Here is a 14,190-nt window from a genome sequence, read left to right as displayed (position 1 = left end):
CGCCCCACCCCCACCCGGTTCGAGGTATTACGCGTCGGGAAACCGCCGCGTCATACCTCGAACCGGGGAGGGAGCAACGAAAGGACACCACCGTCATGACCCCGAGAAGTCTCCTGAGTTCGGCCCGCACGTGGCTGGGCGGCCGCTGGGCCGTCTCGGCCATCTCGGGCACCCTCATCGTCGCCGCCCTGGTCGTCGGCCGCCTGGCCGCCGACTCGGTGTGGGGCGATGTCCTGATGATCGCCGCCGCAGTCGTGGCGGGCACCCCGGTCGTCATTCAGGCCTGGCGCTCGCTGACCGCCAAGGTCATCGGCATCGACCTGCTCGTCTCGGTCGCCGCGATCGGTGCGGTGCTGCTCGGCAACTACTGGGAGGCCGCCGCGGTGACCTTCCTCTTCGCGATCGGCCATGCGCTCGAGAACGCGACCCTGACCCGCACACGGTCGGCCCTGGCCGAACTCATCGCGGTCGCCCCCGACGTCGCCACGGTGATGCGCGATGGTCGGCAGGTCGAGGTCCCCGCCCACACCGTGGCCACCGGCGAGACCGTCCTGGTCAAGAACGGCACCAAGGTGCCCGTCGACGGCATCGTCATCGGCGGCACCGGCGCGGTCGACGAGGCGTCGATCACCGGCGAGTCCATACCGGTCGAGAAACTCGACGGTGATCAGGTCTTCGCCGGCACGATCTCGACCGGCGGGTTCCTGCAGATCGAGGCGACCGGCGTCGGCGCGGACACCACACTGGCGCGGATCATCCACCGCGTGGAGGAGGCGCAGGACGCCAAGGCCCCGACCGCCCAGTTCATGGATCGCTTCTCCGCCTGGTACACCCCGGCGATCATCGTGCTCGCGATCGTGCTCGGCGCGATCACCCGCAACGTCACCCTCGCGCTGACGCTGCTGGTCATTGCCTGCCCCGGCGCGCTCGTCATCTCCATCCCCGTCTCGATCGTCGCCGGCATCGGACGCGGGGCCAAGGACGGCATCCTCATCAAGGGTGGCGAATACCTCGAGACCTCCGCCAAGATCGATGTCGTCGCGGTCGACAAGACCGGCACCCTGACCGAGGGCAGGCCGTACCTGACTGACGTCGTCACCCTGCCCGGCACCGCCGACGCGCCGGCCCTGACCGACGATGAGGTCCTCACCCTCGCGGCGCGGGCCGAGGCCGGTTCCGAACACCCGCTGGCCCAGCCGATCGTCGACGCCGCGGTGGAGCGCGGGCTAGATGTCCACGACCTGCCCGAGCACACGCAGCCCGTGCCCGGCAAGGGCATCATCGCCACGATCGACGGCCACCGGATCGCCGTGGGCAACCTCGCCCTCGGCGCGACCGTGGCCGAGCACAACGGAGCGTCGTCACGCGACTGGGCAGGTACGCCGGCCCACGAGCAGGCCGCAGCCGTCGTCGCCGACCTCGCCGCCCATGGCCGCACCCCCATGGTCGTGGCCCGCGACTCGCACCCGGTGGGCGTCGTCGCCGTGGCCGACCGACTACGCTCCGATGCGCCCGAGATGGTTGCTCGGCTGCACGACTCCGGCGTGTCCAAGGTTGTCATGCTCACGGGTGACATCGAACCCGTCGCTCGGGCCGTGGCCGACCAGGTCGGCATCGACGAGGTCCGCGCCGGGCTGCTGCCCGAGGGCAAACTCGACGCCGTCACCGCTCTGCAGCGGGCCGGGCACACGGTGGCGATGGTCGGCGACGGCGTGAACGACGCTCCGGCCCTGGCGACGGCCGACATCGGCGTGGCCATGGGAGCCGCCGGCACCGGAGTGGCCATAGAGACCGCCGACATCGCCCTGATGAAGGATGACCTGCTCAAACTGCCCGCGGCCATCTCGCTGGCCAAGCGCACCGTGGCGAACATGCGCCAGAACATCGTCATCGCGTTGTTCACCGTCGGGCTGCTCATGGTCGGGGTGCTCTTCGGCGGCGTGACCATGGCGATCGGCATGCTCGTTCACGAACTGTCGGTGCTCGTCGTCATCGTCAACGCCATGCGGCTGATGCGCCCTCGTCGGATAGCGTGGCACCACGATGACAACGCTGACCGCCCTGCTGCCCGCCCCGGGACGGCCCGCCCCGGACGCCGATTCCCTCTACGACATGTTCAGCACGTGGGCGACTGACCGCGGCACGCCGCTCTACCCCCACCAGGACGAAGCGGTCATCGAACTGCTCGCCGGCAACCACTGCATCCTCGCCACGCCCACCGGCTCGGGGAAGTCGCTCGTCGCGACCGGAGCGCAGTTCGCGGCCCTGGCCCACGACAAGGTCTCGTTCTACACCGCTCCGATCAAGGCGCTGGTCTCCGAGAAGTTCTTCGCCCTGTGTGAGACGTTCGGGGCGGAGAACGTCGGCATGCTCACCGGTGACGCCTCGGTCAACGCCGACGCCCCGATCATCGCGTGCACCGCCGAGGTACTGGCCAACATCGCGCTGCGCGAGGGTGCCGACGCCGACGTGGGCCTGGTCGTCATGGACGAGTTCCACTACTACTCCGAACCGCAGCGCGGGTGGGCGTGGCAGGTGCCGCTGCTGGAGTTGCCGCAGGCGCAGTTCCTGCTCATGTCGGCGACGTTGGGCGACGTCTCGAAGTTCGTCACCGATCTGGAGCGTCGTACGGGCACCCCGGTGTCGGTCGTGGACCAGGCCGAGCGGCCGGTGCCGCTGGAGTTCGAGTGGTCGATGACCGCGACCGACGAGCGGCTGGCCAAACTCGTCGACGCCGACAAAGCCCCGGTCTACCTCGTGCACTCCACCCAGAAGGAGGCGGCCGACCACGCCGTGGCGCTGCAGCAGCACCGCTACCTGAGCAAGGACGAGCAGGCCGCCATGCTGGCGCGGCTGGCCGGGTTCCGGTTCACCGCCGGCTTCGGCAAGACCCTCTCGGCCCTGCTGCGCAAGGGCATCGGCGTGCATCACGCCGGGATGCTGCCGCGCTACCGCCGTCTGGTCGAACAACTCGCCCAGGCCGGGATGCTCAAGGTCATCTGCGGCACCGACACCCTCGGCGTCGGCATCAATGTGCCGATCCGCACGGTGATGTTCATGGGCCTGACGAAGTTCGACGGGTCCCGCCATCGCGTGCTGCGCGTGCGTGAGTTCCTCCAGATCGCCGGACGTGCCGGACGCGCCGGGTACGACACGATCGGGTACGTCGTCGTCCAGGCGCCCGAGCACGTCATCGAGAACGAGAAGGCGATCGCCAAGGCCGGCGACGACCCCAAGAAGCTGCGCAAGGTCCAGCGCAAGAAGCCGCCGGAGGGGTTCGTCGTCTGGACCGAGCAGACCTTCGAGAAGCTCACGACCGCTCCCCCGGAGCAGCTGCAGTCGCGGATGAAGATCGACGACGCGATGATCCTCAACGTCGTGGCGCGACCCGGCGACCCTGTGGCGACGCTGTCGCGGCTGCTGCGGGACAACCACGAGGATGCCCGCGGTCGGACGAAGTTGGCGCTGCGGGCGATCCGGCTGGGGCGGTCGCTGCTCGACTCCGGCGTGCTCGTGCGCCTGCCCGAACCCGACGCGACCGGCCGTACCGTCGCGTTGACCGTCGACCTGCCACGTGACTTCGCGCTGAACCAACCGTTGGCCGCGTTCGCCGTGGCCGCGCTCGACGTGCTCGATCCCGACTCCCCCGATCACGCCCTCGATGTCGTCTCGGTCATCGAGTCGGTGCTCGACTCGCCCCGCCCGGTGCTCATGGCCCAGCAGTTCGCCGCGCGCGGCGAGGCCGTGGCGCAGATGAAGGCCGACGGCATCGAATACGAGGAGCGGATGATCCTCCTCGAGGACGTCACCTGGCCCCAGCCATTGCGCGAACTGCTCGAGGCCACCTACGAGACCTACCGCCAGACCCACCCCTGGCTGAACGAGGACTCCCTCGTACCCAAGGCGATCGTGCGCGACATGTGGGCGACCGGGATGACGTTCACCGAGTTCATCTCGCGCTACCAACTGGCCCGCAGCGAGGGCGTCGTGCTGCGCTACCTCACCGATGCCTACCGCACCCTGCGCCACAGCGTGCCCGAACAGCACACCAGTGAGGCCTTGACGGAGATCGTCGAATGGCTGGGTGAGACGGTGCGCCAGACCGACTCCTCCCTCCTGGACGAGTGGGAGGCCCTGGCCAACCCGGACGCCGACCACGACGGGCATCTCGACGCCGGCGAGGTGGCCGGGGCCGCCGCGGCGGTCTCGCACCACGACGGTCCCCGGCCGAATCGGCCACTCACCGCGCGCGAGGCGGTGTTCCGCACGATGGTCCGCAATGCGGTGTGGCAGCGGGTGGAGCGCAGTGCCCGCGACGACATCGACGCGCTCGCGACCATCGAGGCCGGCAACGCCGCGCTCCCCGATCCGCCCCGGTCCCCGGTCATGACGCGCGACGACTGGGATACCGCGTTGGGCGACTACTGGGACGAGCACGACGCGATCGGCACCGACACCGCCGCGCGCGGGCGCGAGTTCTTCCACGTCGAGGTCGGGCGGGACGTGCCTCCCGGGTTGTCGGCGCGTGAGGCCGAGACGGTCGACGAGGTGCGGGTCTGGTTCGTGCGCCAGACGTTGTCCGACCCCGAGGGCGACCACGATTGGATCATCGACGCGACCGTCGATCTCGACGCCAGCGATGCCGCCGGTGAACCGGTCGTATTCGCCACGGCCCTGCGTCGTCTGTGATCATGCGTGCCATGCACATCTACGACGCCGTCACCTCCCGCAAGTCGGTCCGCGCATACACGGATCAGCCCGTGCCCCGAGAGGTCCTCGAGCGGGTGCTCGACACGGCGCGTCGTGCCCCCTCCGGCGGCAACCTGCAACCGTGGCACGCCGCAGTGCTCACCGGTGATGCGCTCACGGCGATCCGCGCGGCCGCCGCGGATCGGCTGGCCGGGCTGACGACGGGACCGGCCCCGGAGTACCCGATGTACCCGGAGAAGTTGTGGTCGCCGTATCGCGAGCGTCGGTTCCGCAATGGCGAGCAGCTCTACGAATCGGTCGGCGTGACGCGCGAGGACAAGGCCGGGCGGGTCCGCCAGTTCTCGACCAACTGGGATCTCTTCGGCGCTCCGGTGGGAATGTTCGTCTTCGTCGACCGCGGGATGAACCACCCGCAGTGGTCGGACCTGGGCATGTGGCTGCAGACGGTCATGCTGCTGCTGCGCGGGGAGGGTCTCGACTCGTGCCCGCAGGAGGCGTGGAGCGTGCACCACGACGTCGTCACCAACGTCGTCAAGATCCCGGACAACCTCATGCTCTTCTGCGGCATGGCGATCGGGTACGGCGACACCAACGCGCCGGTCAACACCCTCGTGACCGAGCGTGCGCCCTTGGAAGAGGTCGTGACGTTCCTCGACGCTCCGGGGGCGTTGACGACACGAGTGGACTGATACCTGTCCAATCCGCCTCGGTCGTGCCAAAGTCGGGGGTATGAGCACCTCCACCTCCGGCACCGACAGCACCCTCGAGGCGGTGCGTCGACGCGGTGTCGAGCGCACGGGCATCGAGATCATCGACGAATCCGAGCGCACCGCGAAGCCCTCCGACCTGTTCTGGCCATGGTTCGCGGCGAACATCTCCGTCTTCGGTATCTCCTACGCCGCGTTCGTCCTCGGGTTCGGGATCTCGTTCTGGCAGGGCGTGACCGTGACGGTCATCGGCATCGTCATGAGCTTCCTGTTCTGCGGGATCATCGCGGTGGCCGGGAAGCGTGGCTCCGCCCCGACGATGGTGCTCTCCCGGGCCGCGTTCGGCGTGACCGGTCAGAAGGTGCCCGGAGTCGTGTCGTGGCTGACCTCGATCGGGTGGGAGACGTTCCTGGCGATCATGGCCACGCTGGCGGTCTCGACGGTCTTCGAGGAGCTCGGTTGGGCCAGCGGCACCACGACGAAGGTGCTCGCCATGATCGTCATCGCCGCGCTCATCGTCTCGGCGTCGGTGGCGGGCTACCACATCATCATGCGGATGCAGTCGTGGCTGACCTGGATCACGGGTATCGCCACGATCGGGTACATGGCCCTGACGATCCACCGCGTCGACTGGTCGGTCGTGGCGGCGATCCCCGCGGGGCCGATGCAGGCCGTCATCGGCGCGCTGGTCATGCTCATGACCGGCTTCGGGTTGGGGTGGATCAACATCGCCGCCGACTGGTCGCGCTATCAGTCCCGGGAGGCGTCGGGCGCCGCGATCATCGCGTGGAACACCTTCGCCGGGGCGCTGGCGCCCGTGATCCTGGTCATCTACGGTCTGCTGCTCGCCGGGTCGGATCCGAAGCTGGCCGAGGGCATCGCGGCGAACCCGATCGGCACCCTGGCCACGGTGCTGCCGACATGGTTCCTGCTGCCGTTCCTCATCGCGGCCGTGCTCGCGCTCGTCTCCGGCGCCGTGTTGGGCATCTACTCCTCCGGGCTGACGCTGCTCAGCCTCGGAGTGAACATCCCGCGGCCGGCGGCGGCGCTCATCGACGGCATCATCCTCACGCTCGGCACGATCTACGTCGTCTTCTTCGCGCAGAACTTCCTCAACCCGTTCCAGTCGTTCCTCATCACCCTCGGCGTGCCGCTCTCCGCGTGGGCCGGGATCATGATGGCCGACATCGCCCTGCGCAAGGATGACTACGACGAAGAGGCGCTATTCGACGGCAACGGGCGCTACGGCAACTGGGACTGGGTCTCGGTGGGCACCATGATCGTGGCGACGATCATCGGCTGGGGTCTGGTGGTCAACAGCTTCGCCGACGACGCCGCGTGGAACAACTGGCAGGGGTACCTGCTCGAACCGCTCGGGCTGGGACATTTCGTCAATGACCCGGCCGGGTCATACTGGGAGGGCAACTGGCCCTACGCCAACCTCGGTGTGCTGCTGGCGCTGGCGATCGGTTTCGTCGTGACGTACGTGGCGCGGCGCGGCAAGGTGGCGCGGCAGGAGGCCGATCAGCAGGCCGAGATGACGCGCCTCGTGCGACGGGATCGCGGCACGGGCGCGACGGCCGCCACGAACGGTGAGGACTCGTGATGGGCGAGCAGCCGTGGTTGGTCGTCGTCGACCCGCAGCGGATCTTCGCCGATCCCGACTCGCCGTGGGCGGCACCGCGATTCGCCGAGATCGTCGCGCCGATCCACCACCTGGCCATGGCGTTGCCGGAACGGACCGTCGTGACGCGCTGGGTTCCCGGGCAGGATCGGACCGGGTCGTGGGCGGCCTATTTCGATCACTTCCCGTTCGCCGACCGGCCCGACGACGATCCGATGTTCGCGTTGGTCCGCGAGGCCGAGGGGTTGACGACCCGTCACACCGTCAACGCCCCGACGTTCGGCAAGTGGGGTGATGACCTCGAGGCGATCACCGGCCCGACACCGCACCTGATCCTCACGGGCGTCTCGACCGACTGCTGCGTCATCTCCACGGCGCTCCCGGCCGTCGATGCCGGCGCTCAGGTGACCGTCGTGTCCGACGGATGCGCCGGTTCGACCGACGAGAACCACGCGGCGGCGTTGCAGATCATGGGCTTGTACACGCCGCAACTCGCGGTGCGTACGTCGGCGGAGGTCCTCGCCGACCTCTGAACACGCCGCTCCGCGCCCAGTGATGGTTTCGCGTGGCCTACAGCGCCTCATAGCCCACGCGAATCCATCACTCGGCGGGAGTCAGGCGGACTGGTCCTCGCCGAGGTCGACCATCCACTGGATACCGAAGCGGTCGGTGAGTGCGCCGTACTCGTCGCCCCACACCTGCTTCTCCATGGGCATGGTCACCTCGCCGCCGGCAGACAGGCCCGTCCAGAAGTCGCGCAGCTTCGGGTCGGTCCCGCTGATGCTGACGGTGACGTTCGTGCCAGGGGTCACCGGGGGCATGCCCTCGACCGTGTCCGAGGCCATGAGCACGTAGCCGTCCGGGGACTCCAAGCGAGCGTGCATGACGAGGTTCGCGTGCGCGTCTCCGGGTTGGGCGCCGCCGTACTCACCGAAGGTGCCGATCTCGAGATCACCCCCGAGCACGGACTGGTAGAACTGCATCGCCTCACGCGCGTTGCCGGTAAAGGTGAGGTACGGGTTGAGTCGTGACGTTGCCATGGTGCCCTCCGACGTTGGTGGAATCGACCTGTGGGAACTACACGCGCCAGCCTACCCAGTTGGGCATGGGATCGGCCACACCTGTCGCACGCTCTCATTACCCGCCATTAGAGTTCCCTCCATGCAGCTACGACTTTCCGCCGAGGATGCGGCCTTCCAGCAGCGTATGCGCGAGTTCTTCACCACCCAGGTGCCCAAGGAGGTGATCGAGGCCAACACCAGCGGTGGAAAGGGTTCCGACTTGGCGCCCGAGTTGGTGCGTCTGAGCATGAAGACGCTCAACGCGGCCGGCCTCGCCGTGCCGAACTGGCCCGTGGAGTGGGGTGGCCAGGACTGGACCACCCTGCAGAAGCACATCTGGGCCTCCGAGATGGAGCTCGCCGGCGTGCCGAGCCCGCTGGCCTTCAACGCCAAGATGATCGGCCCGGTCATCGCCGCCTTCGGCTCCCAGGAGCTCAAGGAGCGCTTCCTCGCGCCGACGGCCAACCTCGACATCTGGTGGTGTCAGGGCTTCTCCGAGCCGAACGCCGGCTCCGACCTCGCCGGTCTGAAGACCACGGCCGTCCGCGACGGCGACAACTACGTCATCAACGGCCAGAAGACGTGGACCACGCTGGGCCAGTTCGCCGACTGGATGTTCATCCTCGTGCGCACCGACCCGAACGCGCCGAAGAAGCAGATGGGCATCAGCATGCTCCTGCTCGACATGAAGACGCCCGGCGTCACCGTGCGCCCGATCAAGCTCATGGACGGCCAGCACGAGGTCAACGAGGTCTTCTTCGACAACGTGGTCGTGCCCGCCAACCAGCTGGTCGGCGAGGAGAACAAGGGCTGGACGTACGCGAAGTTCCTGCTCGGCAACGAGCGCGCGGGCGTCGCTCCGGTCGGGGCGATCAAGTTGCACCTCTCGCGTGCCAAGGACTACGCCGCGCAGGTCCAGACCGAGACCGGCACCCTGCTGGACGACCCGCTGATCGCTGCTCGGATCGCCGAGCTCGAGGCCGCTGTCATGGCCCTCGAGCTCACCGTGCTCCGCGTCGCCGGCACCTCGAAGGACGGCAAGCCGGACCCGGCCAGCTCGATCCTCAAGCTGCGGGGCTCGGAGATCCAGCAGGACGTCATCGAGTTGGTCATGGACATCGCCGGCCCGGCGTCGCTGACCTGGCCGGCCGTCGAGGGCACCTCGCAGGCCGACTGGACCGCCGGCACCACGCCGACCTACCTCAACTTCCGCAAGGCGACCATCTACGGCGGCTCCTCTGAGGTGCAGCGCTCGATCATCGCCTCCGCCAACCTCGGACTGAAGGGCTGAACCATGGACTTCACCATCACCGACGAGCAGAAGGCCCTGTCCGACGCCGTCCGCGAGCTGGTCACGCGCGCCACGCCGGAACTGACCGGTGACGTGCCGGTCGGCCCGCAGCCGCACGACGCCAAGGTCTGGCAGCAGCTGGCCGAGGTCGGCGCGCTGGGCCTGCCCTACTCCGAGGAGCACGGTGGCTTCGGCGCCAGCCTCGTCGAGGCCGTGCTCGTCGCGGTCGAGCTCGGTCGCGGCCGTATCCAGAGCGCATATGCCGACAGCATTCTCGCCGGAGTTCTCGTCGAGGAGCTCGGTACGGATGAGCAGAAGTCGCTCATCGAAGCCATCGCGTCGGGCGAGTCCCTCGTGATCCCGGCGATCAACGAGCCGATGCGCGAGTTCTCCCACGACGCCCACACCGTCACCGCCACGCAGGCCGGCGACGGCTGGACCCTGTCCGGCGTCAAGGAGCCCGTGCGCTACGCCGCCGACGCCACCCACGTGCTCGTCACGGCCAAGGCCGGCGACACCACGGGCGTGTTCGTCGTCGAGGCTCCGCAGGCCACGGGCGACCGCCTCGAGTTCGCCGCCACCCCGGCCACCCTGCTGGGCACGACGGCCGACGCCGCTGCGGCCATCGACAAGGCCATCAATGTCGCCATCATCGTGCTCGCCGGCGAGTCGCTCGGGGCGATGGACGCGGCCGTGCCGATGACCGCGGAGTACCTCAACACCCGTCAGCAGTTCGGTGTGCCGTTGGCGACGTTCCAGACGCTGACCCACCGCGCGGCCGACATGTACGTCTCGCTCGAGTTGGCCCGTTCGTCCGTCCTCTACGGCGCGATGGCGCTGTCCGAGGACCGCTCGGACGCCACCACCGCCTCGCGGGTCAAGGTCGTCGTCGGTCAGTCGGGCCGCCACATCGGCCAGGAGGCCATCCAGCTGCACGGTGGTATCGGTGTCACGGCCGAGTACGCGGTCGGTCACCTCACCGCGGCGATCACCGCGGCCGAGCACACCTACGGCGACACCCGTCACCACCTGACCCGCCTGTCCGCGGGGCTGCGTGACACCGGCGTCGTCGAGGTCCTGCACGCCTGATCGAGGCTGACGCCCCGCACCCCACGCGGTTCGAGACGCCGCGCGGTTCGAGGTATTACTCGTCGGGAATCCGACGCGTAATACATCGAACCGCGTGAGGGGCCCGCGTGAGGGTGCGGGTGCGTTGTCACCCAGGGTTCACCTGATCGTCGCCTGCTGCACAACTGAGTGCACCTCGCTGGTCGGCTGGGACCCGTAGACATGGCAGACCCCCCAACCCTTTCGAGGAGTCTCCATGGCCCTGCCTTGGCACCATCGAGTGCTTGCGATGACGACTACGGCCCTGACGGCAACGCTTGCGCTGGCCGTCGCGTCACCGACCACCCCCGCGCTCGCGACGCCCGCCGTCCCACCCGGCGCCGGACTCGAGTCGCCCGATCACCGCGCCTCGTCCAGCGAGTCCGATCTCCCGGACATCGCGCTCGCCCCGGCCGGTGAGGCGATCATCACCGACCGCAGCGACTCCCCCGTCGCGCCCGGCGTGACCTACACCTCCTTCGACCGCCTCGACCCGCGCGGCTGGGTGCGCGGTGACGTGCTCTCGATCGACATGGCCCGTAAGGGTGTGACGTTCGACTACCTGAACTCCGGCACCGTCGCCTCGACCGGCACCCTCACCTCCCAGGCGGAGCGTCGTGGCGCCATCGCCGCGGTCAACGGCGACGGCTTCGACATCAACGACACCGGAGCGCCGTTGGGCACCGGAGTGCAGCGACGTGACGGTGGCGAGTCGGTCATGCTCAACGGCTCCGCCGCGGGCACGAGCACCACACGCGGCGAGTCGATCGTCGTCGGGAAGAACGGACTCGCGTCCCTGGCCAACGTCGTCCTCGACGGTCGGGCCACCGACGGCACCGACAGCGTCACGCTGACCAACCTCAACTCCCCCACGGTGGCCCGCAACGGCATCGCGCTCTACACGCAGGCCTGGGGCAACGTCGCCATCAACCGCACCCTCGACGGAGCGCCGAACGTCTACGAGGTCGTCATCCGTGACGGCGTCGTCATCGAGGCCGATGCCAACGTCGATCACCCGCGCCCGTCGGAGAACGAGCAGGTGCTCGTCGCCCGCGACACCGGCGCGACGCGCTTGGCCGAGGCGTTCACCGTCGGTGAGTCGGTCGACGTCACGTACGCCCCCAAGGGCGCCGACGACCTGTCGATGGCGCTGAACTCCTTCTTCCCGGTCGCCCACGACGGGCAGATCACGACGCGCAACGACACCGACCTGCACCCGCGCACGATCGTCGGCCTCAACAAGGACGGCTCACGCATGTGGCTCGTCACCGTCGACGGCCGGCAGGCGAACAGCCGCGGCCTGACCGAGGTCGAGACCGCGAAGTTGCTGCTCGACATGGGCGCCACGGACGTCGTCAACCTCGACGGCGGCGGGTCCTCGCAGATGAACGCCCGTCTGGCCGGCGAACTCGCCCCGACGATCAAGTCGTCCCCGTCCGACGGGTCCGAGCGACACACCGCCAACTCCCTGGGCCTGTTCGCCACGCCGGGCAGCGGCCGGCTCGCGGAGTTCCGGATCCGCGCGGCGAATTCGGCCTGGAAGGACTCCGACGCCGACTCCAGCACGGACCTGTGGGTCATGGAGGGACTCAGCCGCGTCGTCTCCGCGCAGGGTGTCGACGAGACCTACTCCCCGATCCTCACGTCGCGGGCGTCGCTCAACGCCGGTCCGCAGGGCAACGTCACCGTGACCGACGAGAACGGCGCCGGCATCGTCACCGGCAAGCGCCGCGGCAGCACCGACCTGGTCGCTCGCGACGCCGCGGTGTCGTCCAGCACCAAGGTCGTCGTGCTCGGCGCTCCGGAGCGCATCAGCACCTCGACGCGGCAGGTATCGCTGGCCAGCAACGAGGTCACCGGCCAGTTCCAGGTCTTCGGTCACGACCGCGAGGGCATGACCACCTGGGTGGAGCCCCGTGACGTCACCCTCGATTACGACCGCTCGCAGATCGAGGTCACGGCCCGCGACGACCACTTCGTCGTCACGCCGCTGGTCGAGTCGACCTCGACCGTGATCAAGGTCAACGCCGGCGGGCAGCACACCGAGGTGGCCGTGACCGTGGGGCTGGGGACGAAGGTCCTGTCCACGATGGACGACATCTCGCAGTGGAGCGCCACCAAGTTCCCAGCAGTCGTCGGTTCGCGCATCAGCGCCGCCGAGGGCCGCACGCCGGGCGGTCAGGGCGTCGCTCTGGACTACTCGCTGACCGGCACCACCGCCACCCGCGCCGCCTACGTCGCGGCCAGCCCGCGACTGACGATGACGGGCGACGCGCCAACATCTACGAGGCCACCGGCGGCTCCGCCAAGACCGTCGACCTGGTGCGCAACATCAACTGGACCGGGTGGAAGTACGTCGAGGCAACCATCCCGGCCGGCCTGGTCTCACCGCTCTCCTTCTTCCGCCTCTACGTCGTCGAGACCGCGCCCACCCGCCAGTACAGCGGCCGAGTGGTCTTCGACGACCTGACGGTCCGCGCGGCTCCGGAGGTGCCTGCGCTCACCCTGCCCAACGCCGACGACCCGGCCGTCATCACCGACGGCGCCATCCCGGGCGACCACTGGCGCTTCGCCGTCCTGTCCGACACCCAGTTCACTGCCGACGCCCCGAACGGACCGCTCGTGGCCCAGGCTCGCCGCTCGCTGCGCGAGGTGCTGGCGTCCGACCCCGAGTTCATCGTCATCAACGGTGATTTCGTCGACCGCGGTTTCGCCCGCGACATCGAGTTGGCCAAGCGGATCATCGATGAGGAGGTCGGTGGACGGGTTCCGGTGCACTTCGTCCCCGGCAACCACGAGGCTGCCGGCCCGGGCAACCTCTCCGAGTGGATCAAGGTCTTCGGCGAACCGACCGGCACCTTCGACCACAAGGGCACGCGCTTCATCCAGCAGAACACCTACGGATACTCGCTGCGCTCGGGCGGGTTCGACCAGGTTCTCGACCTGAAGAAGCAGCTCGCCGACGCGGAGAACGACCCGACGATCCGCAACGTGATCGTGCTTCAGCACCACCCGATGACCGATCCGACCCCGACCGGCGGTTCGGCGCTGACCGACCCGAAGGAGGCCACGCTGCTCCAGGACTGGCTGGCGGACTTCCGGTTCGACAGCGGCAAGGGCGCGGCGCTGATCTCCGCGGGCGTGGGCACGTTCCACGCCTCGCGCACCGACGGCGTGCTGCAGGTCATCAACGGCAACTCCGGCAAGGGCCCGAACGGCGCTCCGGGCGATGGTGGCTTCACCGGCTGGTCGCTCGTGGGCATCGACCCGAACGCCGCGGTCACGCCGCTGCAACGCGGGCAGTGGTCGAAGAACACCGCCAACCAGTGGCTCCAGGTCGAGATGACCCCGCACGTCGACAGCCTCGAGCTGTCGGTGCCGGAGTCGTTGACCGTCGGTGAGACCGGTCGCGTCACGGCCACGGTGGTCCAGGACGGTCGCCGCGTGCCGGTGGACTACCCGGTCGCCGCCGACTGGACCGCCGACGCGAAGGTGACGATCTCTGGATCGTCGCCGCGCGAGAGCGCCCTCGCGACGTTCGACCCCGCCACCGGCGAGTTCGTCGCGAAGCGGGCCGGCACCGTGACCGTCGCGTTGAAGGTCAACGGCGTCACGAAGCAGGCCACGATCACCCTCCGCTGATCCCCGCGCCCCGCCCAACCCCCGCCGGGGCCGCCCAACCCCCGCCGG

Annotated in this window: 10 protein-coding genes; 9 read left to right on the top strand and 1 reads right to left on the bottom strand. The window is 69.0% G+C overall.

Features of this window, described 5'->3' with window-relative positions; genetic code table 11:
* Positions 1 to 113 precede the first annotated feature (113 nt).
* The 5 genes from KD1_RS00995 to KD1_RS00975 are packed head-to-tail and all read left to right on the top strand — an operon-like array spanning position 114 to position 7,574.
* Complete coding sequence (locus tag KD1_RS00995) at positions 114 to 2,135, top strand: heavy metal translocating P-type ATPase (protein WP_370670725.1); 2,022 nt, start codon at positions 114 to 116, stop codon at positions 2,133 to 2,135.
* A complete protein-coding gene (locus KD1_RS00990) occupies positions 2,044 to 4,689 on the top strand; it encodes a DEAD/DEAH box helicase (protein WP_068396227.1) in 2,646 nt (881 codons plus the stop codon). The genes KD1_RS00995 and KD1_RS00990 overlap by 92 nt, the downstream gene beginning before the upstream one ends.
* 2 nt (positions 4,690 to 4,691) lie before the next feature.
* Positions 4,692 to 5,399 carry a nitroreductase gene (locus tag KD1_RS00985; RefSeq protein ID WP_217995765.1) on the top strand — a complete coding sequence of 236 codons (708 nt, stop codon included), beginning with the start codon at positions 4,692 to 4,694 and terminating at the stop codon, positions 5,397 to 5,399.
* A 40-nt stretch (positions 5,400 to 5,439) separates the two neighbouring features.
* Complete coding sequence (locus KD1_RS00980) at positions 5,440 to 7,023, top strand: purine-cytosine permease family protein (protein ID WP_083541878.1); 1,584 nt, start codon at positions 5,440 to 5,442, stop codon at positions 7,021 to 7,023.
* Complete coding sequence (locus tag KD1_RS00975; protein ID WP_068396224.1) at positions 7,023 to 7,574, top strand: cysteine hydrolase family protein; 552 nt, start codon at positions 7,023 to 7,025, stop codon at positions 7,572 to 7,574. Before KD1_RS00980 ends, KD1_RS00975 begins: the two co-directional genes overlap by 1 nt.
* A gap of 81 nt (positions 7,575 to 7,655) precedes the next feature.
* Here the strand turns inward: KD1_RS00975 and KD1_RS00970 are convergent, their stop codons facing one another.
* Positions 7,656 to 8,081, bottom strand: coding sequence for a VOC family protein (locus KD1_RS00970; RefSeq protein WP_068396220.1), 426 nt, complete (start codon positions 8,079 to 8,081; stop codon positions 7,656 to 7,658).
* Between the two features lie 121 nt (positions 8,082 to 8,202).
* On the opposite strand from KD1_RS00970, the gene KD1_RS00965 reads away from it, so the two are divergent.
* The 4 genes from KD1_RS00965 to KD1_RS17260 all read left to right on the top strand — a co-directional run bounded on the left by KD1_RS00965 (position 8,203) and on the right by KD1_RS17260 (position 14,142).
* Complete coding sequence (locus KD1_RS00965; protein ID WP_068396215.1) at positions 8,203 to 9,393, top strand: acyl-CoA dehydrogenase family protein; 1,191 nt, start codon at positions 8,203 to 8,205, stop codon at positions 9,391 to 9,393.
* Positions 9,394 to 9,396: 3 nt separating this feature from the next.
* Positions 9,397 to 10,482: an acyl-CoA dehydrogenase family protein gene (locus KD1_RS00960; RefSeq protein WP_068396212.1), complete on the top strand. Its 1,086-nt coding sequence runs from the start codon at positions 9,397 to 9,399 to the stop codon at positions 10,480 to 10,482.
* A 268-nt stretch (positions 10,483 to 10,750) separates the two neighbouring features.
* Complete coding sequence (locus KD1_RS17135; RefSeq protein WP_068396209.1) at positions 10,751 to 12,970, top strand: phosphodiester glycosidase family protein; 2,220 nt, start codon at positions 10,751 to 10,753, stop codon at positions 12,968 to 12,970.
* Positions 12,952 to 14,142 carry a metallophosphoesterase family protein gene (locus KD1_RS17260; RefSeq protein WP_306306999.1) on the top strand — a complete coding sequence of 397 codons (1,191 nt, stop codon included), beginning with the start codon at positions 12,952 to 12,954 and terminating at the stop codon, positions 14,140 to 14,142. The genes KD1_RS17135 and KD1_RS17260 overlap by 19 nt, the downstream gene beginning before the upstream one ends.
* The last annotated feature ends 48 nt before the right edge of the window (positions 14,143 to 14,190 follow it).

Origin of the sequence: Kribbia dieselivorans NBRC 106261 (assembly GCF_001552435.1) — a bacterium.
Classification (GTDB): domain Bacteria; phylum Actinomycetota; class Actinomycetes; order Actinomycetales; family Dermatophilaceae; genus Kribbia; species Kribbia dieselivorans.
Note: the sequence above shows the minus strand (reverse complement) of the source record. Positions and strands in the feature narration are given on the sequence as shown.